The organism is Paenibacillus sp. YYML68 (genome assembly GCF_027923405.1).
Taxonomy (GTDB): Bacteria; Bacillota; Bacilli; order Paenibacillales; family NBRC-103111; genus Paenibacillus_G.
In genome coordinates this window covers 4,939,068-4,965,791 of sequence record NZ_BQYI01000001.1, presented here as the reverse complement: position 1 = coordinate 4,965,791, position 26,724 = coordinate 4,939,068, and the positions used below count along the sequence as shown (strand labels likewise).

Genomic DNA, 26,724 nt, shown 5'->3' with positions numbered 1-26,724 from the left:
TTGCTAGAGTGGTAGGGTGAGTTAGAGGAAACGCACCGTCTACTAACTCTTCATGGAAATAAAAATCAATCTCCAACAGTCTCCTATCGATTAACGATAAGAAAATAATCAAATCCATTATCCAGCCTTTGCATGATGCTAATGTAATCTCAGCGGAATAATCTAATGCTGCTATGATCCCCAAGTAGCTCTGTGATTTGCAACGCTTAGGATCGGGGCGGCCGATTCTTTGACTTCCGGTATAAGAAAGGTATTTTTTGCATAGATTTGGAGAGAATATAGCCGTATATTTGGTGCGTTTTTAGTCATTTGTAAAACTTTACAACACAATTTCCATATGTTAGAGTGGGGGTAATTAGCATGTCTCTATACAAGGAGGCGATTGTTCTGAACGGTGCGGTGATTATTCCAAATTCAGTCCCTAAGTATGATTTTCATAATAAAAGTTGGCGTCAGGACTCTTTAGAAATTCAGAGATTACTTGAAGGCTATTCGAACTATTTAGATGAGAGAATCTCTAATTTAATGTGTTGGGTGTATTATCAGATGGCAAGTGAAACTTACGGTGCAGAAAATCCTTATCATAATTGGCTAATTGAAATTAAAAAAGTTAAAGAGGGATTTCATAAACAGGGATTGACGATTATCAATGGAATTATAGCGGAATTAGGAAAGCGTAGATTAAGTAAAGAGGATTCAAAGCTACTGAAAGATATTATATTAAACCAGGTTGACATTGCTAATAAAATTCTTAACTCAGAACTAAATATTATTTTTTTGGAAAACATGGTTGCATTTATAAAGGATGCTCCTGTGTATCTAAAAGTAGATCTGGCGGTGGATTCGTTGTCGTATCAGTCTCAGAAAACAGAAGTGAAAATTAATGAACACAACTACTATGTCCAACACCAAAAATATAAGTTAAACGACAGTGGTTATTATAATATTGCTTAACGAGGTAATGTAAATGAAAGAGGTTAACAAGGAAAAATATAATCAGTTTATAGAATTAATAGAACTTCAGGACATCAGTGTGGAAAAGGTATTCTGTAATAAAAATAAAGATTTTAAGCAAGACAGTGTTTCTTTGGATGTGGCCATGGACTATACAGTTGAAAAAGCTCAGCAAATGGGCTTGGAAATACTCATTCCTTTTATTTTTAAGGTAAAGGCATACAATAAAGACGAGTCTATTGAGAACGATAATATTGATTCGATTCCACTAGTAAATACTTTGTTCAGTATTGAAATTGAGTTGCTTTTAACATACTTCATCAATACTGATGAAATTAATATAAAAGAACAGGTAGTACATGACTTTTCTGACGTATTAGAACTGTTTGCAGAAAGAAATGTAACTATAAACGCATGGCCGTATATACGGGAAATCGTTCATAATCTAACCACCAAGATGAGACTTCCGACGCTTGTAATCCCTCTAAAAAAAACCATCTAGCGGGGGAAATCAAGTGGCACTCTTATTTGTAAGCAGTAGGAACCCAAGTGCACGTTCGGAAGTTCAAGAAGTAATTGCTATTATTGAAGAAGAGCCAGTTGCGTTTATATTAATTTCTAGAGTTTTTAATACTCAAAGAAATGTAGAGGTTCTTGATATAGTGGATGCTGTAATAGACAGTACTCTAAGTTCGCCTAGACATGCATTGAACCAAGTCTTAAAATCCAAACTTGGGGATGTTTTAAAACGTATTTATCGTAGCAATAAGTTTAGGGAAATTAAATCAGAAATTCTTGAGGTCATCGTGTATAAATATGGCCCATTTACCAAAGAATTAGATAGGAAAATGGTTTACATCGAGCCAATAATTACACATGATGGTATACTTATAGGGAATCAAAGTAAGATTGATTCGGTGTTTTTTATCGAAGAAATGAAACCTTTAGAATTTGTAGAATGTAAGACTAACATTGCAAATGTAATCCCATCTAATTTACCAATTAGCAAACTCAATGAGCGGGATGCTAAAAAAGTAGAGTACCTTAAACGTGCATATACTTATTTATCCCAATATTTCTGTACACCTTTCATATATATGGCATGCTACAACGACAATTACAATGACCAGTTGGAAAATGTACATAAAAATTGGGGACTTACGTTTTTTCAATTTTTGAATCCTCAACAATTGTACGGTTTCATTTGCCAAAAACATTAAGACGAACTTTCATTCCAAAAATGGATGAGAGTTCGTCTTTTTTATGCATGACATAAGATCGCCGATCCTATCAAGTTAGCTCTTCAGCGGTCTCCATTGCAGCCTACCCGCGATGATACCCGAGCAGCTCTGAGATATGCAGCGCCTGCTCCATCACGAGCTCGCTGTAGCGGCGGATCGTCGTCTCGGACATGCGGAAGATCGGTCCGGAGATGCCAATCGCACCTTCGATCTCGCCTGTGGCGTTGAAGATCGGTGCGCCGATGCAGCGCAGTCCCTCGCACGATTCCTCGAGGTCCGTCGCATAGCCGCGCTTGTGGACGAACTCCAGCTCCTCTCGAAGTGCGGCAGCCTCCGAGATCGAGGCTCGAGTAACCGGGTTCAGCTCGTTGTTCTCCACGTATTGCTCGACCAGGCTGCTCGGGCTGAACGCCAGCATCGCCTTGCCCAGTGCGGAGGTGTGGGACGGATACTCCAGACCGACGGTAGACAAGAACTTGATCGGCTCGAGACTCTCGAGCTGCTCCACGACGAGTGTTCGACCGTACGAGCCGACCTTCGTCAGCAGCGTCGTCTCTCTCGTCGCATCCCGCAGCGTGTGCATCGACTGCTCAGCTACATTGCGCAGAGCGATCCGATTGCCGATCGAGCTGCCGAGGTAGTACAGCTTACCGGTCAGCTGGTACGAGCTGTCCAGCGGGTTCTTCTGAATATACTTCTTCTCCTCCAGCTCCTTCATAATACGGAACACGGAGTTCGGTGTAATCGCGAGGCGCTGGCTTATTTCAGTTACGGAGAAATATTTGTTCTCCTTAGCCATTAGCTCCAGAATGTCGAGCATTTTTTCGGCGGCCGGCGCTTTATATTTTTTGACAGTTTCGGTCATATATACAGCCTCCAACAAGTATGGATGGGGATCAAATCTAGCTTCTACTTATTATACCATGTTTAACGTTTCAATGTCGGGCTACATGCGTCATTTCTGCCTTCTGATAAATATAAAATTATTGACTATATATAAATTATACGGTATAGTTTCAACTAAAGAACGGTGCTGTGATCGAATGAAATCGCTAACAAATATCGTTTTCAAGGAGAGATGGAGCATGAGTACACCGAAGCGACCGCATGTATTTTTTCTGATGTGCGATGAGCTGCGTGCCGATACACTCGGCTTTATGGGTAACGACATCGTGAAGACGCCGCATCTGGACCAGCTTGCAGCAGATTCCGTTATTTTCGAGAACGCATACACGAACTGTCCGATGTGTGTTCCGGCGAGAGCGAGCATGATGACCGGACGCAATCCGATCAGCCACGGCATTCTCGATAATGCGATGCGTATGGTGGACGATGAGCAGCCGCTGCCGCATCTATTGAGAGAAAATGGATATACGACGACGATGTATGGAAAGCTACATGTGCATCTAACGCCAGAGGAGTGCGGCTTCGACGAGTTCCAGTACGGCTACCCGGACCCTTATACGAGCTTCCTCGGTATTCGTGACCATGAGATGCGCCGCAAGTCGACGTTCAAGAAGAACGAGGGCGACATTCCGCTCGTCATTCACGGCGTTAGCCCGACCGACCCGGACGAGACCTCCTGCTCACGCCTAGTCGACGATTATATCGAGCGGATCTCGGCTGTGAAGGAGAGCGGGCAGCCGATCTTCCACTACTTGTCGATCCTTGACCCGCATACGCCGTACATGCCGACGAAGCCTTACGCGGATCTGTATGATCCAGCCGAGATGCCGCTGCCGCCGAACGCGGGACGGACGCTCGAGGATAAGCCGATCACGCAGCGCTACTTCCACAAGGTACGGGGCTTCGACAAGCTGAACGAGGAGGACTACCGCAAGAGCCTTGCCAGCTACTACGGACTCGTGACGCATGTGGATGATCGTATGGGCAAGGTGATCGCGAGGCTGAAGGAACTGGACCTGTACGACGATGCACTCATCATCTTCACGTCGGACCACGGCGCGATGATGGGGGAGCATGGCTTCATTGAGAAGTGGGGCCATATGTACGAGCCGGTCGTACGCATTCCGCTATTGGTGAAGCTGCCTAAGAACGCGAATAAGGGGACGAGACTTGATACGTTCGCTGAGATTATTGACCTCCTGCCGACGGTGCTGGACGCGGCCGACATTCCGTTGCCCGATCATGTTCAAGGTCGAAGCCTGCTGCCTGTATGCCGCGGTGAGGTGAAGGTGCATCGGACGGAGGTGCACAGCCAGTACTTCTGTGGATCGATCCATGTCGAGCCGGCGATGATGCTGCGAGATGCGGAGTGGAAGCTGACGTTGTATCCAGAGCAGGAGTCGATTCACGAGAAGCTGTACGGCGACCATTATCTGAAGTATTCTCCGTTCTTCGATGGACCGCTGGTGGGCGGTGAGCTGTACGACCTGCGCAATGATCCGCACGAGATGAACAACTTGTTCGGGAACCCGGACTATGCCGAGCAGCAGGTCCGCATGGAGGCAAGGCTGCAGGAGTGGCGCCAAGGACTTGGCAAGCTGGCCGATTACCGCGGCTTGAAGCAAGTCAACATGAAGAACGTGTTCAAGTTCATTATGGATCAAGCGGACAACTGGACGAAGGTGGCGGAAGCCATTCAAGGCGATCAAGGTCTTGGTCAGTGCAAGCGAGAGGCATAGTCACTAGCTGCGATATAGGAAGCTGCACACAGCGAGCCAGGCTGACGGTCATCCCGTGAAGAGACGAGCTTGGCGAGTGTCGTGCTCATGGTTTTGGAAGCTGACATCTGGAGGGAAAGCACGTGTTGAATCAATTGAAAAGGCACTACGAGCTGTATCTATTGCTGCTCCCTGCCTTGCTGTATTTCGCGATCTTCGAGTACGGTCCGATCTACGGCTTGCAAATCGCGTTCAAAAATTTCACCCCGTTCAAGGGAATCGAAGGCAGTCCATGGGTCGGGTTCGATCATTTCATCCGCTTCTTCGAGAGCTATAAGTTCTGGGAAGTATTAATCAATACGCTCACGATCAGTCTGTACGAGCTCGTGCTGTTCCCGATTCCGGTCATTCTGGCCTTGCTCATTAACCAGCTGACCAGCGCGAAGTTCAAGAAGGTTGTGCAGACGATAACGTATGCGCCGCACTTCATCTCTACCGTCGTTATCGTTGGTATGCTCTATCTGTTCTTGTCGCCGCGTAACGGTATTGTCAATCAGGTGCTCGTCTCCCTCGGCTTCGAAGGCGTATTCTTCATGGCGAAGCCGGAGCTGTTCTCCTCGATCTTCGTCTGGTCCGGTGTATGGCAGAATGCAGGCTGGGGAACGATCATCTATCTCGCCGCACTGACGGGCATTAACCCGGAGCTGCACGAATCGGCCGTAGTCGACGGCGCGAACAAGCTGAAGCGTATTCTTCACATCGACCTGCCGGGCATTATGCCAACGGTTATCGTGCTGCTCATTCTGAATGTCGGCAACTTCATGTCGGTCGGCTTCGAGAAAGTATATCTCATGCAGAATCCGTTGAACGTCACTTCAGCCGAGGTTATTCAGACCTACGTGTACAAGAGCGGCTTGCTCGGTGCGCAATACAGCTACTCGGCAGCGATCGGTATGTTCAACTCGATAGTCAATTGTATCCTGCTGATGCTCGTGAATTTCATAGCCAAGCGCTTCGGTCAGGCAAGTCTGTGGTAGAAGGAGACGACAATAATGGACACTTGGAATAGAAGTAGAGTCGATCGGTTGTTTGACTGGTTCAATATCGCATTCTTCTGTGTACTGCTCTTCATCGTCATTTATCCAATCTATTTCATCATCATTGCATCGATTAGTAATCCTGACCTTGTGAATGCGGGGAAGATTGCGTTCATCCCGCGCGAAATATCGTGGATCGGGTACGAGCGTATTCTAGGTGACGCCGAGGTGTGGAACGGGTACAAGAACTCGCTCATCTACACGGTGCTGGGCACCATCTTCCGGGTTACGCTGACGATCACCGGCGGCTACGCGCTGTCGCGCAGAGACTTGCCGCTGTCTGGTCCGATCATGATGCTCATTCTGTTCACTATGTTCTTCAATGGTGGACTTATCCCGACATACTTGCTCGTGAAGGAGCTCGGCATGGTCAACACGATCTGGGCGATGATTATCCCGGGCGCAGTAAGCGTGTACCAGCTCATCATCGTACGTACGTTCTTCCAGAGCACGATTCCGCAGGAGATGCTCGAGGCGGCGATGATGGACGGCTGTGGTAACTTCAAGTTCTTCCTACGTATGGTGCTGCCGCTGTCCTTGCCGATTATCGCGGTTATCGTATTGTTCAACGCGGTAGCGATGTGGAACTCGTACTTCCAGGCGCTGATCTATCTGAATGACGTTGCGCTCCATCCGCTGCAGATTGTCCTTCGTAAAATATTAATCATCAGCGAGGCGCAGATGGATATGATCGACGTGTCTGCAGATGCCGCTGAAGAGCAGAAGGTAGCCGAGTTGATCAAGTACGGTATGGTCGTCGTCTCCAGCTTGCCGGTGCTGATCTTGTATCCGTTCCTGCAGCGCTACTTCGTTAAGGGTGTCATGATCGGCTCGGTCAAAGGTTAATGGATTAACGGATTGCCGGGCTTCATGGATAGAGAGTTATTCATACTAGGGGGATCACACAATGAATAAAAAATGGCTGACTGCAAGTACAAGCATCATGCTCACCGCTGCGCTGGCTGTAACAGGCTGCACTAGCGGAAATTCCGAGGACAATAAGGAGAAGGCCGCTGCGAAGCAAGTGCAGTTCCCGCTCGAGCAGCCGGTTCAGCTGAAGATATTCGCCAGCGCTGACCCACAGGTGAAGAAGGGCTACAACGAGATGCAGATGTTCAAGGACCTGCAGCAGAAGACGAACGTTCAGGTGGAGTGGACTCAGGTTAGTACGGAGCAGCTCATTGAGAAGAAGAACATTACGATCGCGAGCGGCGACCTGCCGGATGCATTCTATGGCCGTGCGGTGCTGACGGATCAAGAGGTTGTGAAGCTGGGCAGCCAAGGCGCGATCATTCCGCTGGACGATCTGATCGATGCACATGCACCGAACCTGAAGAAGATCTTCGAGAAGCGTCCGGAATTCAAGAAGCTGCTCACTGCGCCGGATGGCAAAATCTACACGCTGCCGACGACCGTAGAGCGTGAATTCAATGCAATCCCATCGACTCTCTTCATGAATAAGAAGTGGCTCGACCAGCTTGGTCTCCCGATCCCGACGACGACCGATGAGCTGTACAAGACGCTCCAGGCGTTCAAGGAGAAAGACCCGAACGGCAACGGCAAGAATGATGAGATTCCGTTCTCCTTCCTGTTCAACAACTCGCAGAACGGCTCCAACTCGCTCGCTGGCTCGTTCGGCGTCAAGATGGACGACACGAAGCACCACTTGTTCCCAGATAGCAACGGTAAGCTGAAGTTCGCACCTGCTGAGCCGGAATACAAGAACTACCTGCAATATGTAAGCAAGCTGTACAAGGAGAAGCTGATTGACCAGGAAGTGTTCACGCACAACCTGAATCAGTACTTGACGAAGGTCAGAACGAAGGAAGGTCTGGTCGGTGCGTTCTACGGCTACTCGCTCGCTAGCGTATTCGGCGGCGCCAACAACGATTACGTTCCGGTAGCTCCGCTGAAGGGTCCCAATGGTGAGCAGGGCGGCTGGTTGCGCACGTCGGTTGGCTACAGCATCGGTTCGTTCGCGATTACTTCGGCGAACAAGCATCCAGAGGTGACGATGAAGTGGATCGATTCCGCATTCGATGAGAAGCTCAGCTTCCAATTCGAATCCGGTCCATTCGGTCTGACGTCCAAGGAGAATGCAGATGGCACCATCGAGAAGCTGCCGACTCCGCAAGGCGTAGGCGCAGGCGCGTTCAAGCACTCCGAGGCTCCGGGCAACGGCGCAGTCGTGATCGTGCTGAAGGACATGGTTGACCGTTACAAGGACGCACAAGCGGACGAGAAGCGCAGCTACTACAAGCTGTACGATGCATTCGCGCCGAAGGACATTGTCGTGAATACGCTGTGGTCGAGCGAGGATGCCGAGAAGCTCGCGCCAATTCAGCTTGACCTTGGTGAGAGAAACGGCTACTATTCCAGCATGTTCGCGAAGTTCGTCATGGACGGCTTCACAGATGCAGATTGGGATAACCACCTGGCGCAGCTGAAGAAGCTGAAGATCGATGAGTACGTAGGTATGTATCAGAAGTACCATGATGCTTATGTAGGCAAGAAGTAATAGAGGTATGAGCAGCACTGCATTTGAAGAGAGATCTTCAGGTGCAGTGCTTCTTTGTCATATTAGTGGTAAAATATTGTTAAGAATACATTTAGAGGGAGGTGTTGGCGTGTTCAGTATTGGTGGTAGTAAAGGTGTCATCCTAGGTGCATGCTTGCTCGCCTCAGGTTTGCTTGTAGGCTTCACGAATGTCGGGCCGTTTAGTAAAGCGTTCGAGTACCCGAAGCAATTATTCTTTAATGGAGAACCCAAATCTTCTATCGCGATGTATCAGATCGACGGTCAAGCTTATGTGCCATTAAGGAGCTTTGCTGAAGAAATGGGTGCATCTGTATTTTATAGCGAGAATGGGATTGAATTCAACGATGTAGCGAACAATGAAGTATGGGCTTCCCACCATTCATCTACAGAGTTTAATGATTTTAGGCTACAATTGCACTCGGAGAAAAAGATATACGATCAGGACGATCTGATACGTGTATGGTCTTCGATTAGCTATATGGGTGAGGACCCTATACATATCACACACGGATATCCATTGTTAATTTACACCATGACAGATGCAAGCGGATTGAAGGTAGGCGGATATTCGACCGCTCAAAAAATGAGCAAGCATGTAGAGAAAGGAAATGAAGTGGTTAGCTCGCTTCCTTTTCATAGCATCCGCGAATACAACTATCTTCGAAGTGGGCGGCATGATTATCAGACATTTTTAGAGACCACGACTACTAACCCTGCGAAGCTACCGAAGGGGACTTACACCATATCTATAGCTGTTGATTTTGGGGTAAGCGGTGAGAAGCGAGTAAAAGGATCTACAGAGGTCACGATTGAGGTGCACTAGAAGAACCATATTCAACGCAAAAAGAGGTAGTAACCACCGTAAACGATCAACGCGAACACAAGGATGGAGACATACCTAAAGGTACGAGAAGAATTATGGTTTGATCGTTTTAAATAATCTTCTACGAAGTGATCAGCAGTTCCTAAGCCTTCTAAGCTATTTTGATCCTGAACGCGAGCTTCTTGAAAATGCTCCAGAATATGTTCTCTAGCCTGATTGACCACATCGACCTGTGCTCCCTTTGCGATCAGTCGATCCAGAACCTTACTTAAATAACGATCCTCTTCATCCGTTAACCGAAAGTTAAGCTTGGTTTGTGTCATTATAAGTCTCCTCCTTTGTATGCCTCATCAACATAGTTGGCTTGATATAGATACACGTTCATACGTTCGAACCTGCTCTGGATATTTAATAATGATGCTTCATCATAACCTTTACGGTGTTCTGAATGCTCACTCATGGTTTAACTTCTCCTTAGCGTAAGCTGTGTTCAGCTCATTGTTTATTAGACTCAGCCCTTCCAAGGCCGATATTTCGTCTTGAATAATCTTTTGTAAGTACTTCTCAGTTACTCCGTATATTTCACCAGTAAACTCAGTCGAGAATGAGTAATCTGGTATCCCAGGACTGGAATCGATTGACTGTTCCCAAAATGCCGTTAAATTAATTCCGTTATAATCCATCATCTTACTTTTTAAGGTAGGCACGGTTGCTGGATTATGGTTCTCTGCATAATACTGCACAGCCTCTTCACTCATTAACAGTTTGATCACCTCCCATGCTAACTCAGGTTGTGTCGTGGCTTTAGGCACAGACAATACTTGATGGAAGAACACGCTTCGACTTTCTTGTCTATTATTCGTATTAACTGGAGAAGGAACTACTCCCCAAGAGAAAGATGGACGATCATTCAATGTTTTTGAGAAAGATATATGTTCTGCAAGCATCGCTGACTTACCTTGATTGAAAAACTCACCCGTCCCCTTAACAATAGAACCTGTCTGATAAACATGCTGAACAGCTTCAATTCCCTTTACCCAATCTGCCGAACTCATCGTAATGTTACTACGCGCATGATCGAGAATTCTCCACTTATTGGTGTGTGCAATATTCATCAACATGTCACTTGCAGAAAAAGAACTTTCATAGCCTGCTACACCATCAAATCGTGTAGATAATTGAAGCGTTTCATACCAATCCATATTATTTTGAGGATAGGGAATCTGTCTTTGATCAAAAAGCTGCTTATTATAGAACATCCCAAAAATATGTACATTGGGTGCTAGGCCGTATAAAACTCCCGAGTCATCGCTCAACGCCTTGATCATGTCTTCAGAGTATCGATCCAACTTAAAGGAATCCTTTTTCATATTAGATCTCAAATCCATTAAGTATGAATCATCGCGTAGTTTCACATAATCAGTTGTAAAGGCGAATATCAGATCAGGCGATTGCCCATTCGCTCTTTCATGTTCCCATTCATGCCTGAGAACAAGTCGTACATCCAACCCTGGAAAATGCTGAAGTATCAAATTTCCATAGGATTTGTAGAACGAGGCCTCGTCAGAAAATGATGTATGTATGATAAATCGTTTATTAGAGTAGTCTTCATCTACCTTAGGCTGTGATGATGTACAGCCTGACACTACTAGAACAGAACTTAACATTATAAACACAAGAATTTTCTTCATAATTCCCTCCCATAATTCCTTAAGGCATCATAACTTTATGCAACTCTGTATCCCATCTTGTCAATGCATTTTCTAGAGTCAATTCATCCATTAATATTTTTTGCAATTGTTGTAGTAAATAGGCTTTTGCGGTGTTCTCCATTCGAACTGAAGCATTCATATTTGCCTTACCTGATAACACCCAAGGTGTGACTTTATATAATGAAGCTAGATTCCTCACCTCATCATCTCTGATAAAAGATCGGACAGGTATTGTAAACCTAAACATACTCCCATTATGCCTTGCTAGCCCTACGTCCCTGCTGTTCATATATGACCAAACCTTCCATACTTCTTGACTTTGAGTCGTAGACTCATGAATTCCATTTAAATATTGAAACGTATTTGAATTGCTCAATGAATCATCTTCATGAACGATCGGAGCAGAAACCATTCTCCAATTTACAGAACTATCTAATTTTTGCAGTTCATCCTTTAAGCGAAACGTATCTAGGACCATTGCGACGTGTCCACCATTAAACCAATGAGCTGTTGATTTGTTTTCTATTTTAATACCTTTTTCGCTCTTATATTCTCGTACGACTTTCTCTACAACAGGCCTCCAGCCAGGATTTGAAAATAATGTAGTTTGGCTTTGAGTATCGTACCAATTCAGACCCTGAGCTTCTCCTATTATAAACAGTAAATCAATCATGCTGTAATTAGGTGTCTGTAATCCAATAACTTGATCTTCTAGCCCCCTCTTTGTAATGAGATCGGATAATTCCAACACATCCTCCCATGTCATCTTGTCATGAGGTTCATCCAGTCCATAATTCAAGAATATATCCTTGTTATAATATATAGCTTGCGAGGCCAAAGAATCTGATATAAAAAACACCCTTCCATCACCCATTTTTTTAAATGTTTCTATCAACGAAGGATCGATATTCCAATACTGCTCACTGCTTAATTGATTTGTAACATCCCGAAGTAGTCCCTCCTCTAATAGCTTTGGGTAAAGTGATTCCGGAAAGTAAAGAATGTCCGGATTTGTCTCTTTAATCAATTGTATGAAGGCCTGGTCATCCCAATTCTGCCCAGAAGCAGGAACGTATTTAAATCCATTCCAAACTCCCTTACCCAAAACAGATTCAAACTCGATTACTTGAATATTTATATCCGTAAACTCACTGCGCAAAGTTCCCCCAAAATCATTCATAAAATCCGATACTGAACTATAGAGAATGGTTACTTGTTTCGTTTCGGTTCTAGTTGGAGAAGCTGTACACCCTGTAGCCATAATTACAACGATCCATACGACAATAACACTATATGTGTAGAAATAACTATTGCGATTCTTCATTACTAACCTCCATATATCAATTATTATATAAATTATTGCGGAAGTGGTAGATTATAACTTTCTAGAGAATTATGCTTTATATTACATTACATTACATATTTAAGAATGTAAACATGTCATTTTGTGAACAAATAGAGAGGTAACAGAAGGTTTTGTGTCGAATTTAAACGATTAGCTTCTTCACTCTTTAGTGATGATTAAGCAGGCTGAACCGTCAGTAAGCGTGCGCTAATGTCAACACTCACGTAATTTCGGAGTAAGGGGCCTCTTCATTGTCTTTCATCATCAGAAATTGCCCCGATAAATCGTTATGCTTGACGGCTGATAATTTCCAGTAAAGTCTTGAAACTCGTAGCATGGCTCCTCTTGCGAATCAGAAGCTAACGTTGTCACTTATGGCGGGTCTAATGTGGATGGAAAAGGGATTCAACTGGCATTTTTCGAGGGGGGTCTCTTGACTGGCGCAAACTACCTGGTAATTATAGATAAGTCGAACAGAAAGTCATAAGGTAAAGTGAAAAAGATAAAATGGGGGATTCATTAATTGCGGAGCAGGATACGAATGAGAAGAAGGCAGAAGCTATTGTGGACGGGGTTATTGTCTGTTGTGCTGTTCACCGCTTGCGGACCGAAGGCGCTGCCTGTATCGGACCCGAACCGAGCGCAGCACAAAGAGATGGAGCAGCAGTCCCCAAGCAAGCCGTTCAAAGTGTTGACTGATATGACGATCTCGTGGAGTGGGGCATCGCAAGCTGAGGCTGTAAAGCTTAGCTATAGCAACGTCCCACCGATTGAGCTTCGTGCAGAAACAGCGAAGGACAAGCTGGTGGTGCCTTTCGAGGAGGTAGGCTATCCAGAATCTGTTCAAGTACTTAATTTGGACACCAAGGGACAAAAGGCGCTCGCAGTTCACATTCATTACTATGCATCTGAGGAAACGGTCTCGAGTCCAATCGATGACAGATGGCAGCTTCTCGTCCTTGGCAAGCAAGGAGAGAAATTAAATACTCTCTTCAGTTCGGCGGAGCTTCCGATGGAGCAAGCAGGAAGTTACGAGGTTGAATTCGATCAAGTGGGCCATATCCATATCAAAGATCGAGCTACTGGCTTTACGAGTGATTTTCAGATTGATTTCTATAATGAGGAGTACAAAACACTTTACAAACAAGCGGTTGAAGCTCCAAATATTGCGCAGCAACTCCAACCTGCCAAATGGTTTACAACGATCAATGTTGAACAAGCAAGCGAGCATGCAGCGGCTGTAATCAAGCTGGTCAAGCTGATTCCCGGCGTCCATCGGAATTACCCTATTGGGTATATGCAGTACGAATATGAATGGAACGAGGGGCAATTTACACTTCGCAAGCAGTCATTGTTTACGGCGAAAGGGGCAGCTATGCTAGAGCCCCAAGTGATTACAGAACAACTATTCGAGGGTTTCAATGGTGCGTCAACATAGGTAGAGTAATCAGTCGCTTCTGGCGGCTGATTTTTTTTACCGGAAATGACATTGGCGAAAACTTCTAATCCTGATACCCCAGCAGCTCCGAGATATACCGCGCCTCCTGCATCACGAGCTCCGCGTACCGCCGTATATGGTTCTTCGACATGCGGAAGATCGGACCAGAGATGCCGATCGCGCCCTCCACCTCGCCGTGCGGATTGCGGATCGGAGCGCCGATGCAGCGCAAGCCCTCGCACGACTCCTCCATATCTGTTGCCCAGCCGAGCTGCCGAACAGCCTCTAGCTCCTTCAGGAACGCCTCGCGCTCCGTGATCGTATGGCGTGTGACCGGCTGCAGGTCATGGTGTTCGAGGTAAGCGTCTACGAGCGTTGGCGAGCTGAAGGCGAGCATCGACTTGCCGAGCGCGGAGCAATGGGACGCATACTCGACGCCGACTGCAGACAGGAACTTGACTGGCTCAGGGCTCTCCAGCTGATGCAGCAGCAGCGTCGTGCCTCGCGTGCCGAGCCGGGTGAGCAGTGTCGTCTCCCTCGTCAGCTCGCTCAGACGCTCCATGGACGGCGCCGCAATGCTGTGCAGGGAGAGGCGGTTGCCGATTGAGCTGCCGAGGAAGTACAGCTTAGCGGTCAGCTGGTATGTGCTGTCCTGCGCATTGCGCTCGATATATTCCTTGTCCTCCAGCTCCTTCATGATACGGAAGACGGAGTTCGACGTTAGGCCGAGCCGTTGACTGATTTCGGTGACGCTGAAATATTTATTTTCCTTCGTCAGCAGCTCGATAATGTCTAGCATTTTTTCGGCTGCTGGCGCTTTGTATTTCTTGATAAGCATATGCAATCTCCTCCAGTATCGACCCGTGTTAATATTATATAAATATGTTGTTTAAAAATAAACAGTTAGTTCAAGCGATAGTTACATATAAATTTGTTCTTCCTATTTAAAAATAAGTTGACAGCTGAAAACGCTACCGTTACAATTTTATATATAGAATTATATTTTATATACTCAATTAAGGACGTGGGGACAATGTACGCACATTATATTGGTGGTGTGATGGTTCAAGGCTCAGGCGCAGCGTTGTCTGTTCGCAACCCTGCTACCGAGCAGGAGGCTGGCACGTTGCTGGCAGCTACGAAGGAGCAGGCGCAGGCTGCGCTTGTAGCTGCGCAGGAGGCATTCCCGGCATGGTCCAAGCTGCCGCTGCAGCAGCGGGGCGCATGGATGGAGGAGCTGGCACAAGCGATCGAGGCGAAGCGCGAGCATATTCTCGACGTACTGATGAGCGAGACGGGCAAGCCGCTCGTACAAGCGGAGGAAGACTTCGACATGCTGCCGCGCTGCCTGAGATATTTTTACGAGGAAGCGAAGCGGCTGCATGGTCGCATCATGGAAGAGGAGGACGGCTCCTGCCGCAGCTTCATCACAAGAGAGCCTGTCGGTGTCGTGGTCGGCTACTTGACCTGGAACTTCCCGCTGCTGAACCTGGGGTATAAGCTTGGTCCGATCCTCGCCTCTGGCTGTACGGGAGTGGTACTTCCTTCGCCGTTGACGCCGCTCACGACGCTGCTGATCGGCAGCATCGCCGAGGAGATCGGCTTCCCGGCGGGGGTGCTTAACTTCATCGCGGGCGACACGCTGGAGCTGGCTTCGGTTCTGAGCACGAGCACGATACCGCGCATGCTGACGCTGATCGGCTCGAGCGCAGCAGGTCGTGCGGTTATCGGCCAGTCGAGTACGTCGATCAAGCGCTTCTCGCTCGAGCTCGGCGGCAACGCGCCGGTGATTGTGCTGCCAGATGCGGATGTGGTGCAGGCGGCCAATCAGATGGCTGGCTTGAAGTTCGCCAACGCTGGACAAATCTGCGTATCGCCGAACCGGGTATTCGTGCATGAGTCGATCTACGATACGTTCGTCGACATCGTGACCGAGAAGGCCAAGAGCATTACGCTCGGCTGGGGCCGTGAGGCACAGGCGCAGATGGGGCCTATGATCTCGGCAGGACATAAGGAGCGCGTGCTCGGGCTCATCCAGGAGGCTGTGGCGCAGGGCGCGACGGTGAAGGCAGGCGGCAAGTCGCCTGCTGGCATGGAGACGGGCTACTACGTGGAGCCTACGGTGCTTACCGATGTGAAGCCGGGCATGCGTCTGGGATGCGAGGAGATTTTTGGCCCAGTGATGCCGATTATGTCCTACAGCGATCTGGATGCGGTCATTCGTGAGGCGAACAGCAGTGAGCACGGTCTGGCCTCGTATGTGTACGGCTCGAATATTCAAGACATCTTCCGTGTCGCTGATTCGCTCGAGGTCGGTACGGTGTGCGTGAACGGTCCGCAATATTCGGTGAGCCTGCCGCACGGAGGCGTGAAGGAGAGCGGAATCGGCAAGGATTGCTCGTCCTACAGTCTCGAGGAGTACTACTACTTGAAGCGTGTCTCGATTCGGAAATAAAAATAAATCATACAACACCGATGGCGGGCGGATGCAGATCTGCCCGCTATTCGTTGCAAGCATGAGGGGGAGAGCAGGAACGATGAAGCTGATCGTCATAGATTGCGGAACGACGAATTGCAGGATGCGTCTCGTGGACGGTGATACGGTAGCTGCCAGTGTGACGAGGCAGATCGGAGCGAAGGACGTCGCGATCGCAGGTAGTACGCTGCCGCTCGAGCGGGCGCTGAAGGAGAGCTATGAGCAGCTTCGGCATGAGCGTCCAGAGGAGATGGCAGAGGTGGAGGGGCTGCTCGCCTCAGGCATGATTACGTCGAACGCGGGGCTGTACGAGCTCCCGCATCTCGACGGTCCTGTGGATCTGGAGGCGTTGGCTAGAGGGATGAAGCCTGTCGCCTTCCCTGAGCTGTGTGATAAGCCGATCGTGTTCGTGCCGGGCATCCGCTTCGTCAGCGAGGAGGTCGCAGCCTGCGACATGCTGCGCGGCGAGGAGACAGAGGTGTACGGCTATCTCGGCCATACAGCAAGTCCAGAGGCGGTTCGTGAAGCGCAGCTCATTATGCACTACGGCTCCCATCATAAGTGGATCAAGCTGGAGCAGCAGCAGGTCGTCAGCTGCCGCACGTCGGTGACGGGCGAGCTGTTCATGGCGGTGGCCGGTCAGACACTGCTGAAGAGCAGCCTGGTGACGCTCGATGAGGTGCAGCCTGAGCAGGAGTGGGTGAGCAAGGGCATCGAGGCGGTCGAGACGTACGGCGCTGGACACGCACTGTTCGCGGTCCGCACGCTCGAGGTGCTGAGTAAGCAGAGTAAGCAGGCGGCAACCAGCTTCATGCTCGGCATCATGATCGCGCTCGATCTGGCGATGCTGACGGAGGAGCTGCTGCAGGGCGTGAGCCGCATCGTGCTGTACGGACGCAGTCTGTATCCGTCCTTGGCCGCGCCGGTGCTGCAGCAACGTTATCCGCAGCTGAGCGTCGAGGTCGTGCCGGAGGAGGAGTCGGCGTTGCTAAGTGTATACGGGGCGTCGATGCTGTATAAGCGTTATAAGGAGGTCACAGAAGGATGATGGAGCTTCAAGCGTATATCGAACAACATAAGGTCGTAGCGATTCTTCGCAACGTACCACCGGGCAAGCTGGAGCGCGTGCTTGAGGCACTGGTTGAAAGCGGCGTGCGACTTGCGGAGATTACGTTGAACTCGCCGGGAGCGCTGGAGGGCATCGCTTCGATGTCGAAGACGTTCGAGGGGCGGCTTCTGCTGGGCGCAGGCACGGTGATGAACCGGGATCAGGCGAAGCAGGCAATCGAGGCGGGGGCGCAATTCCTCATCTCGCCGCATGTGAATGAGGGTGTCATTGAGACGGCGCTGGAGCACGGGGTCGTGCCGATGCCTGGCGCGATGACACCGACCGAGATCGTCCGTGCGATGGAGGCAGGAGCGCCTCTCGTGAAGCTGTTCCCTTGCTCGTCGCTCGGACCGGGCTATGTGAAGGAGCTGCTCGGACCGCTGCATACGTGCAAGCTGATCGCCGTAGGAGGCATCAACGAGAGCAATGCAGCCGATTATATTCGTGCGGGAGCCGTCGGCGTCGGCGCAGGCAGCAGCCTCGTGTCTGCCGCCGATATACAGCGGGACGACTATGCGGCGATTACGAGCCGTGCGCTCCAGATGACGACTAGCGTTCATTCGATCACGAAGTAGATAACCATGCCGCTAGAGCGGCATAGTTTCAACATATACGAAGCCAACGATTCCAGGAGGGGAAGCGCAATGATACCTATTCAGAAGTATTGGGAAGACTTGAATGTACTGCATGTCAACCGCGAGGCGCCTCGCGCTTATTATATTCCTTATGCCGACGGTGAGGCGGCGCAGTCGCGCAAGCGCAGCCGTTCGCCATACTACCAGACGTTGAACGGTCAGTGGAAGTTCAGCTACTATCCAAGCGTGAGCGAGGTGAAGGAGCTGTTCTACGAGGAAGGCTATGATGCGAGTAGCTGGGATGACCTGCTCGTGCCTTCGTGCTGGCAGTCCAATGGCTACGACCAGCTGCAATATTGCAACGTGAACTACCCGATTCCGTGCGACCCGCCATTCGTACCGGACCGCAATCCAGCCGGACTGTATGTACGCGACTTCCAGGTGCGCGACAGCTGGCAGGAGAAGCAGACGCACGTCGTGTTCGAGGGCGTGAACTCCTGCTTCTACCTGTGGGTGAACGGTCAGTTTGTCGGCTACAGTCAAGGCAGCCGCATTCCGGCTGAGTTCGACCTGACGCCTTATGTACGCAGCGGCAGCAACCGGATGGCTCTGCTCGTGCTGAAGTGGTGTGATGGAACGTACCTGGAGGATCAGGATGCGTGGCGCTACTCGGGTATTTTCCGCGATGTATATATGCTGGGTCGCAGCCAGGCACGGGTGCAGGACGTGTTCCACCGCGTGGAGCTGTCGGACGACTTCACTCAAGCTGCGGTACATGTCGACATCGAGACGGTAGGCGAGCTGGACGTGCAGGTTGAGCTGCTGGATGCGAACGGTCAAGCGGTAGGCGAGGCACAGCTTCGGATTGCAGGCTCTGGTACAGTGAGCTTCCCGGTCGAGTCGCCGGTGCTGTGGAGTGCGGAGCAGCCGTATCTGTATGCCCTGCGCATCCACGGTGCGCAGGAGTCGCTGCACGTCAACGTCGGCCTGCGCAAGGTGTGGGTCGAGCCGACAGGCGTGTTCATGGTGAATGGCCGGGCGATCAAGCTGAAGGGTGTGAACCGTCACGACTCGCATCCAGAGTTCGGTCAGACGATCCCGCTGCAGCATATGATCGACGATCTCATGATTATGAAGCGTCACAATGTGAACACGATCCGTACGGCGCACTATCCGAACGATCCGCGCTTCCTCGACCTGTGCGACGAGCACGGCTTCTACGTCATCGATGAGGCGGATATTGAAGCTCACGGTGTGCTGCACGCTGGAGGCGACTACCATATGCTGGCCAAAAACCCGGACTGGGAGCACGCGTTCCTCGATCGTGCCGTCCGGATGGTCGAGCGCGACAAAAATCATCCGTGCATCATCATGTGGTCGATGGGTAACGAGTCCGGCTACGGCGTTAACCATATCGCGATTGCCCGCTGGACGCGGGAGCGTGATCCTTCGAGACCGGTCCACTACGAGGGAGCCGCACTGAAGTACAAGGGGCATCCGGATACGAGCTGCCTCGATGTGAACAGCCGCATGTATGCGACCGTTCAGGAGCTGATCGCCTACGGCGAGGACGAGACGATGACGAAGCCGCTGCTGCAATGTGAGTACAGCCATGCGATGGGCAACAGCTGCGGCGACCTACAGGATTATTGGGACGTCATCTACAAGTATCCGAAGCTGATGGGCGGCTGCGTCTGGGAATGGTGCGATCACGGCATCTTGACACAGACCGCGGACGGCGTGCCGTACTACGGCTATGGCGGCGACTTCGGCGATATACAGAACGACGGCAACTTCTGCATCGACGGACTCGTGAGCCCGGACCGCAAGCCGCATACGAACCTGCTCGAGCTGAAAAAGGTCATCGCCCCAATCGCCTTCGCAGCCGCAGACTTGGCTGCCGGCGCGATTCGTGTGCATAACCGTTACGACTTCATCGACCTGTCGGACGTCGTCCTGACCTGGAGCGTCGAGCGCGACGGCGAGCTGGTGCAGCAGGGCGTGCTGCCACAGCTGAAGACGGGACCGCACCAGTTCGAGACGGTCGTCGTGCCGTACGAGCTGCCTGCAGGCGAAGCAGCTGGACGCTGGTTCCTGAATATCAGCGCGGCGCAGCGTACCGACAAGCGCTGGGCGGTGGCAGGCCATGAGCTGACGAGCGAGCAGTTCGAGCTCCCGGTGGCGCAGGCTGCAAGCGCGAAGACGGAGGCAGCGCCACAGCTGGCGCCGCTGCAGGTGGAGCAGTCCGGCACAGAGGTCATCGTGACAGGCTTCGACTTCCGTCACGTGTTCGACCTGCATGCCGGGATGCCGACGCAGATTACGAAGAACGGCGTACCGCTCATTCAGGGAACTCCACGCTTCAACATATGGCGTGCTCCTGCAGATAACGACCGGAAGATCAAGGTGCTGTGGCGTCAGGAAGGATTCGACCGCGTGTTCATGAAGGTGTACCGCGCTGAGGTCGTGCAGTCCACGGCGAGCCAGGTGCAGATCGAGGTCGAATTCGCATTGACGTGCCCGATCAAGCAGCCGGTGCTGCGCGGCAAGGCGATGTGGACACTCGATGGCACAGGTGCCATTGCCGTTCATACGATGGTGCAGGTGCGCGAGGGCATGCCATATTTGCCGCGCTTCGGACTCGAGCTGACGATGCCTGCGGGCAACGAGCACGTCGAATATTTCGGCTACGGTCCGCACGAGAGCTACATCGACAAGCGTCAGTACGTGCGTAAGGGCAAGTTCGCGAGCACGGTGGATGCGATGCATCAATCGTACGTCGTGCCGCAGGAGAACGGCTCCCACTACGGTACGGAATGGGCGACAGTCGCCAACGCGCTCGGCATGGGTCTAGCCTTCACGAGCCCGGGCGGCGAGTTCTCGTTCCAGGCGCTGCATTACACGGCGGAGGATCTGACAGAGGCGGCGCATACGTATGAGCTGAAGCGTCGTAAGGAGACGATCGTCTCGCTCGACCACAAGATGAACGGCATCGGCTCCAGCTCGTGCGGTACAGAGCTGCTGGAGCAGTACCAGCTGAGCGATACGGAGCTTGCGTTCGAGCTGCGGATCGTTCCCGTGCTGAAGGAAGACGAGTAGGGATAGCGCCATATTTCGATAGATGTATCGGAGGTAACGATGAGCAAGAAGCCTAATATTTTATTCATTATGACCGACCAGCAGCGTCACGACGCGATTGGTTACCGCAATCCCGAGGTTCTGACACCGCATCTCGACCGCTTGGCGGCCGAGTCGGTCGTCTTCACGAACGGTTATACGTCTAACCCGTCTTGCATTCCGGCGAGAGCGGCCATCTTCACAGGTCGGTATCCGTCGCAGTGCGGCGCCCCGACGTACATGACGCCGCTACCGGACTACGAGCAGACGTTCATGAGCATATTGCGCGATAACGGCTACCATACGGCGGTCATCGGCAAGCAGCATTTCTGGAAGACGAAGGTGGATAAGGGCTACGACTATATGGATATCGTCGACGAGCACTTCCCGCCGAAGGTGATCAGCAAGGAGTTGGACGAGCGCGAATTCGGTCTGCCGCAGCATCTGACCGTATCGGACCGGGTGTCGAGCTACGTCAGCTTCCTCGCCGACAGCGGCTTCACCGAGGGCGCACAGCTGTTCGAGAAGGTCGGAGCGACGAAGGAAGTGTACCGCTGGAAGGTTGAGGAGAAGTACCATATCGACGCGTACGTGGGCAACCGCGGCGTCGAGTGGATTCAGAACAGCCGTCCGTCGGAGCCTTGGTTCCTGACGCTCTCGTTCCCGGGGCCGCATACGCCGTTCGACGGGATCGGCCTGCCCGATGAGGCGCTCTACGACGAGTCGAAGCTGTCGCTGCCGACGACGGAGCCAGAGGACATCTTCAAGAAGCCGGGCCACTTCCAGAGCCTGCTGCGCAGATATTGCGAGATTGACCCCGAGGCGAAGAAGATCGTGTCGCGCATGAGCGATGACGAGCTTCGTCTGATGCGCAAGTCGTATTACGCTAACGTGACGCTCATCGACCGCAAGGTCGGTGAGGTCGTCGAGGCGCTGAAGAGCGCTGGCGAGTATGACAACACGATGATTATTTACTTGTCCGACCACGGCGACTTCATGGGCGACTTCGGCATGGCGCAGAAGATGCAGTGCGTGTCTGAGCAGCTCATGCGCATCCCGTACTTCATTAAGCCGCCTGTGGCTGGCTTCGAGGGGTACCGCGAGGAATCGTTCGTCAGCTCCGTCGAGGTCGCGGCTACGTGCCTGACTGCTGGCGGCATCGAGGTGCCGGGCAACATGTCGCCGCGCAGCTTGACCCAGTTCTTCGACAAGGACGGCGAGCCAGAGCGCTGGGAGGACATCTACCTTGAGGCGCGAGACATTCGCGGCATTCGGAGCAAGCAGTACAAGCTGGTCTATTATGCGGAGCGTGAGTACGGCGAGCTGTACGATCTGTTGAACGATCCGGAGGAGCGCGACAACCTGTGGTCCCGTGAGGACCTGCAGAGCGTGAAGCAAGAGCTGATGAAGAGGCTGATGGATCGGATTATTCAGATCGGGCAAAATGTGCACGTCATCTGGCATCCGTCTGTTCCGGCTATCTAAGTGGATGCGAGGCTCGTTAGGTGAGATGATGAGTTACGGTCATCGAAGGTGGAGCCATATCTTCTTGAGATGCTTGCCAGCTAAATAGCCTACTATAATGAGTGTGTAGTTGATTAGGATCGTGTACGATACTAGAAGAATACCTGGTGGCGTACCAAGATAATGTTTGAGACCATACAGGGGGCCGGCAAATATGAGTACACTTGGAACGAAGACTACGCCTATGTGAGCAAAATAACCAAGTGCGACTACCAACATGCCTACAACCCAATATGAAGTTGCCGCTTTCAAGTAAACAAACTTTCCAAGATATCCTGAGAATAGACTGGAAATGAACCAGAGAAAAACAAAAAGTGATGAAGATAGCACCTGAGTAAAATCAGGTGCTATTCCTTTCATATACGCGCTGAAATTTAGGATGCTGAATGGTATAGATAACGTAATGGCGGTTATTATTATTTTCGGCATGATAGTTCCTCCCATAAACAAAATCCCAACTAAACCCTATTTTACCATATGTAATTTAGAATGCTGTATGAATTGCTCCATCCTGTACTTCGAAGTTAATGCTCATCCATAAGGTGAAAAGTGCTCCACGTCTTTGGTAAAATGATGGAGGAGAACACCATAGGTATACAGCATCTCGGGCAAGGCAGGTGATCGAGGTTGACTACTGGCAGCGATAAGCACGATACGGCGCTGGACCACCGGGTATCGTTCTGCGTACATACGTTCCCCCGCATCGAGGACATGGGACTGTATCGGACGAGCGACCTGTGGGCGCACATGGACCGCATCATAGATAACGATGTGATGATCTTCGTGCGCAAGGGGCTCGTGCACATTATAGAGGACGGAGTTGAATATGAGGTCACGCCGGGACAAGCCTTCTTCATGAAGCATGGCGTGCGCCATTATGGTCATCGGAGGACCCCGGCCGGATCGGAGTGGTATTGGATCACGTTCACGCCCGCGGCGCTGGAGGAGGGACAGGAGGGGGACGAGGCGTGGGAGCTGCAAGGCAGCTCTCTGCATGGGCCCGTGCTGCCCGATAAGGCGGTCATTCGCATGAAGCTGGTGGAGTCTGCGGACCTCCAGCATATGTGTGTGCGGCTCAATAAGCTGCTGGATCACTATGACAGCCGCACCGCCTACGATGGCCTGAAGCTGCATATCGGCGTTCTGGAGCTGCTCGTCGATCTGCACCGTGAGATGACGGAGAAGACGAAGGCTGGCAGCCGACTCGTCCATGATGTGAAGAAATATGTGCATCAGCATCTGTACAGCACGATCCGGTCAGCGGATCTGACGCAGGCGCTGCAGATGAACTATTCGTACATGAGCCGCGCCTTCTCGCAGGCGACAGGTCTATCGATACAGCGGTACATTATGGAGCAGAAGATGAAGGAGGCGATCCGGCTGTTCGGAGAGACCTCGTTGAACATCTCGCAGATTAGCGAGCGGCTTGGCTACGCGAACCCGTACTATTTCACCCGCGTGTTCAGACAGGTGACCGGACATAGCCCGACGTCGTTCCTGAAGCGGGGCTATTACGATTACTCGTCCAAGGACTAGGAGTAGCCAGTAGCTCGTAGCAGTAGCCGCAGGGCGAGCAAGGAACGAAGGGAATAGGTAGACGTCGATCAGCATGCAGCGATGCAGCAGGTCGGCGTTTTCTTGTCCCTAATGATCTATATTTATTTTTAACATTGACATATAAACTGAACCCTTGTTAAACTATATGTAAATACACGGTAGATATATAAAATTGGTTACGCTTACAGAGTGTCACTCCGTAAGGTGCCGATTGGAGGGGTAAGAGATGCAGTTGAAGAAGAGACCCAATATTTTATTCTTAATGACCGACCAGCAGCGTGCTGACACATTCTCATGCGTGAATCCGGAGATTCGGACGCCGAATCTGGATCAGCTTATACAGGACAGTGTATATTTCAACGAAGCGTACTGCGCCAATCCGTCCTGTGTGCCGTCACGCGCGGCGATCATGACAGGCAAGTTTCCGTCGGAGTGCGAATGTCCGACCTACATCACAATGCTGCCAGAGCACGAGAAGACGTTCATGAGCAGACTGCAGGAGGCGGGCTACTACACGGCGGTTGTCGGGAAGCAGCATTTTGCCGGATCGGGTATCGAGAGAGGCTATGATGAGGAGAACATCATCGACGGGCATAGCGCCCATGCTCCTTATGAATATGTGAAGTCGTATCACGACTATCTGGCGCAGCATGGCATCGACCCGAAGACGGTGATGGCTGGCGGGCTGATCAGTGGCGGCTCGTGGCAGGTGGCCGAGGAGCATCACCTCGATTACTTCATCGGCGAGCTGGGCAAGGCGTGGCTGACGAAGCGGGCGGAGCAGCAGGACGAACAGCCGTGGTTCTTCACACTATCGTTCCCGGGGCCGCACCATCCGTACGATTGTGAAGGGACGCGGTATGCCGAGGGCTATGAGCTGGAGCAGCTGCGCAAGCCGGCGACGAGCTACGAGGATCTCGACCAGAAGCCGGGGCACTTCAAGGAGATGGGCTCGTACGCGAACATCTACTTGAACAACTTCTCCGAGGAGGCGTTCCTGCGCACGAAGCGCTCGTACTATGCGAACATGACGCTCATCGATGAGAAGATCGGCGAAGTGATTCGCATTCTGAAGGAGACGGGCCAGTACGATAACACGCTGATCATCTACACGTCCGATCACGGCGACTTCATGGGCGACTTCGGCCTGGTGGAGAAGCTGCAGTGCTTAACGGACAGTCTCATGCGAGTGCCGCTGTTCGTGAAGCCGCCGGTCGCGGGGTTCAAGGGTGTGCGCGTCGACGATCCGGTGACGAACATTGATATTGCCGCGACGTGTCTGCGAGCAGCCGAAGCCGAGGTGCCAGCCCGTCTGTCGAACTATCCGTACAATGGCTACTGGGACGCGAGCGAGGAGCTCAAGGTACGCGACCATGTATATATGGAAGCGGGCGAGATCAAGGGTGTCGTCAAGGACGGCATCAAGACGATTCATTATATGAACCGCGAGTACGGCGAGCTGTATGACCTGAAGCTGGACCCGCTGGAGCGTGTCAACCTGTGGGATGAGCCGGATTATGCCGAGCATAAGCTCGAGGGCACCCGCCTCATCCTGAACAACATGTACAGAGCGATTCCGAAGTGGGATACGCTATGGAATTACAAGACGCCGAACGTGTAGGGCCGCAAGGGAGTGAGAGCTGTCTCCTCGGAACGTCGGGGGGACGGGGGATCGCTTCGATTCGAGGGGGGAATGACATGCTGAATAAGGTCAAACGCTACTACGAGCTGTACCTGCTGCTATTGCCGGCGCTTGCGTACTTCGCCATATTCGAGTATGGGCCGATCTACGGGCTGCAGATTGCCTTCAAAAACTTCACGCCGTTCAAAGGAATCGACGGCAGTCCGTGGGTCGGCTTCGCCCACTTCGAGCGGTTCTTCGACAGCTACAAGTTCTGGGAGGTGCTGACGAACACGCTCGTCATCAGCCTCTATGAGCTGCTGCTATTCCCGATCCCGGTCATCCTGGCGCTCTTGATCAACCAGCTGACCAGCAAGCGGTTCAAGAAGGTCGTGCAGACGGTCACGTACGCGCCGCACTTCATCTCGACCGTCGTCATCGTCGGAATGCTGTATCTGTTCCTGTCGCCGCGCAACGGAATTGTGAACCAGCTGTTGACCTCACTAGGCATGGAGAGCGTCTTCTTCATGGCGAAGGCGGATTGGTTCGCTTCGATCTTCGTCTGGTCCGGTGTGTGGCAGAATGCGGGCTGGGGAACGATCATATATTTGGCAGCGCTTACTTCGATTAATCCCGAGCTTCATGAATCGTCCGTCGTCGATGGCGCGAGCAAGGTGCAGCGCATCCTCCATATTGATCTGCCGGGCATTATGCCGACGGTCATCGTCCTGCTCATCCTGAACGTCGGCAGCTTCATGTCGGTCGGCTTCGAGAAAGTATATCTGATGCAGAATCCGCTCAACGTCGGCTCTGCCGAGGTCATCCAGACCTACGTGTACAAGAGCGGACTACTCGGCGCCCAATACAGCTATTCAGCGGCGATCGGTATGTTCAACTCTGTCATTAACTGCGTGCTGCTGCTGACCGTCAATATGCTGGCGAAGCGCTTCGGCCAGTCGAGCCTGTGGTAGGA

General features: G+C 51.2%; 24 protein-coding genes. 17 read left to right on the top strand and 7 right to left on the bottom strand.

The annotated features are described in order from the left end of the window. Positions 1 to 360 precede the first annotated feature (360 nt). Genes PAE68_RS22195 through PAE68_RS22185 form a run of 3 tightly spaced genes read left to right on the top strand, consistent with a single transcriptional unit; the run spans position 361 to position 2,174 of the window. Positions 361 to 954: a hypothetical protein gene (locus PAE68_RS22195; RefSeq protein WP_281890630.1), complete on the top strand. Its 594-nt coding sequence runs from the start codon at positions 361 to 363 to the stop codon at positions 952 to 954. 13 nt (positions 955 to 967) lie between these two features. Continuing rightward, a complete protein-coding gene (locus tag PAE68_RS22190) occupies positions 968 to 1,456 on the top strand; it encodes a hypothetical protein (RefSeq protein WP_281890628.1) in 489 nt (162 codons plus the stop codon). A 13-nt stretch (positions 1,457 to 1,469) separates the two neighbouring features. After that, complete coding sequence (locus tag PAE68_RS22185) at positions 1,470 to 2,174, top strand: hypothetical protein (protein WP_281890626.1); 705 nt, start codon at positions 1,470 to 1,472, stop codon at positions 2,172 to 2,174. Between the two features lie 103 nt (positions 2,175 to 2,277). On the opposite strand, the gene PAE68_RS22180 is transcribed toward PAE68_RS22185, so the two are convergent. Beyond that, positions 2,278 to 3,060, bottom strand: a complete 783-nt coding sequence (locus tag PAE68_RS22180; RefSeq protein WP_281890624.1) for an IclR family transcriptional regulator — start codon at positions 3,058 to 3,060, stop codon at positions 2,278 to 2,280. Positions 3,061 to 3,280: 220 nt separating this feature from the next. On the opposite strand from PAE68_RS22180, the gene PAE68_RS22175 reads away from it, so the two are divergent. From PAE68_RS22175 to PAE68_RS22155, 5 genes are all read left to right on the top strand, one after another. Continuing rightward, positions 3,281 to 4,840, top strand: coding sequence for a sulfatase family protein (locus PAE68_RS22175; protein WP_281890622.1), 1,560 nt, complete (start codon positions 3,281 to 3,283; stop codon positions 4,838 to 4,840). 122 nt (positions 4,841 to 4,962) lie between these two features. Then, a complete protein-coding gene (locus PAE68_RS22170) occupies positions 4,963 to 5,856 on the top strand; it encodes an ABC transporter permease (protein WP_281890621.1) in 894 nt (297 codons plus the stop codon). 15 nt (positions 5,857 to 5,871) lie between these two features. Next, a complete protein-coding gene (locus PAE68_RS22165; RefSeq protein ID WP_281890619.1) occupies positions 5,872 to 6,762 on the top strand; it encodes a carbohydrate ABC transporter permease in 891 nt (296 codons plus the stop codon). A gap of 61 nt (positions 6,763 to 6,823) precedes the next feature. Beyond that, positions 6,824 to 8,434, top strand: a complete 1,611-nt coding sequence (locus tag PAE68_RS22160) for an extracellular solute-binding protein (protein WP_281890617.1) — start codon at positions 6,824 to 6,826, stop codon at positions 8,432 to 8,434. A 7-nt stretch (positions 8,435 to 8,441) separates the two neighbouring features. Beyond that, positions 8,442 to 9,278 (top strand): hypothetical protein, encoded by an 837-nt coding sequence (locus tag PAE68_RS22155; RefSeq protein ID WP_281890615.1) that lies wholly within the window; start codon positions 8,442 to 8,444, stop codon positions 9,276 to 9,278. Between the two features lie 11 nt (positions 9,279 to 9,289). On the opposite strand, the gene PAE68_RS22150 is transcribed toward PAE68_RS22155, so the two are convergent. The 4 genes from PAE68_RS22150 to PAE68_RS22135 are packed head-to-tail and all read right to left on the bottom strand — an operon-like array spanning position 9,290 to position 12,314. Beyond that, positions 9,290 to 9,601, bottom strand: a complete 312-nt coding sequence (locus tag PAE68_RS22150) for a hypothetical protein (protein ID WP_281890614.1) — start codon at positions 9,599 to 9,601, stop codon at positions 9,290 to 9,292. Further along, positions 9,601 to 9,738, bottom strand: a complete 138-nt coding sequence (locus PAE68_RS22145; RefSeq protein WP_281890612.1) for a hypothetical protein — start codon at positions 9,736 to 9,738, stop codon at positions 9,601 to 9,603. Before PAE68_RS22145 ends, PAE68_RS22150 begins: the two co-directional genes overlap by 1 nt. Next, positions 9,731 to 10,969, bottom strand: coding sequence for an ABC transporter substrate-binding protein (locus PAE68_RS22140; protein WP_281890610.1), 1,239 nt, complete (start codon positions 10,967 to 10,969; stop codon positions 9,731 to 9,733). Before PAE68_RS22140 ends, PAE68_RS22145 begins: the two co-directional genes overlap by 8 nt. A 19-nt stretch (positions 10,970 to 10,988) precedes the next feature. After that, positions 10,989 to 12,314: an ABC transporter substrate-binding protein gene (locus tag PAE68_RS22135; protein ID WP_281890608.1), complete on the bottom strand. Its 1,326-nt coding sequence runs from the start codon at positions 12,312 to 12,314 to the stop codon at positions 10,989 to 10,991. A 562-nt stretch (positions 12,315 to 12,876) separates the two neighbouring features. Between PAE68_RS22135 and PAE68_RS22130 the strand changes: the two genes are divergently transcribed. Continuing rightward, a complete protein-coding gene (locus tag PAE68_RS22130) occupies positions 12,877 to 13,773 on the top strand; it encodes a hypothetical protein (RefSeq protein WP_281890607.1) in 897 nt (298 codons plus the stop codon). Positions 13,774 to 13,837: 64 nt separating this feature from the next. Here the strand turns inward: PAE68_RS22130 and PAE68_RS22125 are convergent, their stop codons facing one another. After that, positions 13,838 to 14,611 (bottom strand): IclR family transcriptional regulator, encoded by a 774-nt coding sequence (locus tag PAE68_RS22125; RefSeq protein ID WP_281890605.1) that lies wholly within the window; start codon positions 14,609 to 14,611, stop codon positions 13,838 to 13,840. 195 nt (positions 14,612 to 14,806) lie between these two features. Here PAE68_RS22125 and PAE68_RS22120 point away from each other — a divergent pair, with 195 nt between their 5' ends. The 5 genes from PAE68_RS22120 to PAE68_RS22100 all read left to right on the top strand — a co-directional run bounded on the left by PAE68_RS22120 (position 14,807) and on the right by PAE68_RS22100 (position 22,534). After that, on the top strand, positions 14,807 to 16,228 hold the full coding sequence (locus PAE68_RS22120; RefSeq protein ID WP_281890603.1) for an aldehyde dehydrogenase family protein: 1,422 nt from the start codon (positions 14,807 to 14,809) through the stop codon (positions 16,226 to 16,228). An 82-nt stretch (positions 16,229 to 16,310) separates the two neighbouring features. Beyond that, a complete protein-coding gene (locus PAE68_RS22115) occupies positions 16,311 to 17,297 on the top strand; it encodes a 2-dehydro-3-deoxygalactonokinase (protein WP_281890600.1) in 987 nt (328 codons plus the stop codon). Then, on the top strand, positions 17,294 to 17,932 hold the full coding sequence (locus tag PAE68_RS22110) for a bifunctional 4-hydroxy-2-oxoglutarate aldolase/2-dehydro-3-deoxy-phosphogluconate aldolase (RefSeq protein WP_281890598.1): 639 nt from the start codon (positions 17,294 to 17,296) through the stop codon (positions 17,930 to 17,932). Before PAE68_RS22115 ends, PAE68_RS22110 begins: the two co-directional genes overlap by 4 nt. A gap of 69 nt (positions 17,933 to 18,001) precedes the next feature. Then, positions 18,002 to 21,031, top strand: a complete 3,030-nt coding sequence (locus PAE68_RS22105) for a glycoside hydrolase family 2 TIM barrel-domain containing protein (RefSeq protein ID WP_281890596.1) — start codon at positions 18,002 to 18,004, stop codon at positions 21,029 to 21,031. Between the two features lie 39 nt (positions 21,032 to 21,070). Then, on the top strand, positions 21,071 to 22,534 hold the full coding sequence (locus tag PAE68_RS22100) for a sulfatase family protein (protein ID WP_281890594.1): 1,464 nt from the start codon (positions 21,071 to 21,073) through the stop codon (positions 22,532 to 22,534). A gap of 39 nt (positions 22,535 to 22,573) precedes the next feature. Here the strand turns inward: PAE68_RS22100 and PAE68_RS22095 are convergent, their stop codons facing one another. Beyond that, positions 22,574 to 23,002, bottom strand: coding sequence for a hypothetical protein (locus PAE68_RS22095; protein WP_281890592.1), 429 nt, complete (start codon positions 23,000 to 23,002; stop codon positions 22,574 to 22,576). Between the two features lie 198 nt (positions 23,003 to 23,200). Here PAE68_RS22095 and PAE68_RS22090 point away from each other — a divergent pair, with 198 nt between their 5' ends. The 3 genes from PAE68_RS22090 to PAE68_RS22080 all read left to right on the top strand — a co-directional run bounded on the left by PAE68_RS22090 (position 23,201) and on the right by PAE68_RS22080 (position 26,722). Further along, a complete protein-coding gene (locus tag PAE68_RS22090) occupies positions 23,201 to 24,109 on the top strand; it encodes a helix-turn-helix domain-containing protein (protein ID WP_281890590.1) in 909 nt (302 codons plus the stop codon). A gap of 247 nt (positions 24,110 to 24,356) precedes the next feature. Then, positions 24,357 to 25,751, top strand: coding sequence for a sulfatase-like hydrolase/transferase (locus PAE68_RS22085; protein ID WP_281890588.1), 1,395 nt, complete (start codon positions 24,357 to 24,359; stop codon positions 25,749 to 25,751). Between the two features lie 77 nt (positions 25,752 to 25,828). Then, a complete protein-coding gene (locus PAE68_RS22080; RefSeq protein WP_281890586.1) occupies positions 25,829 to 26,722 on the top strand; it encodes an ABC transporter permease in 894 nt (297 codons plus the stop codon). Positions 26,723 to 26,724: the final 2 nt, after the last annotated feature.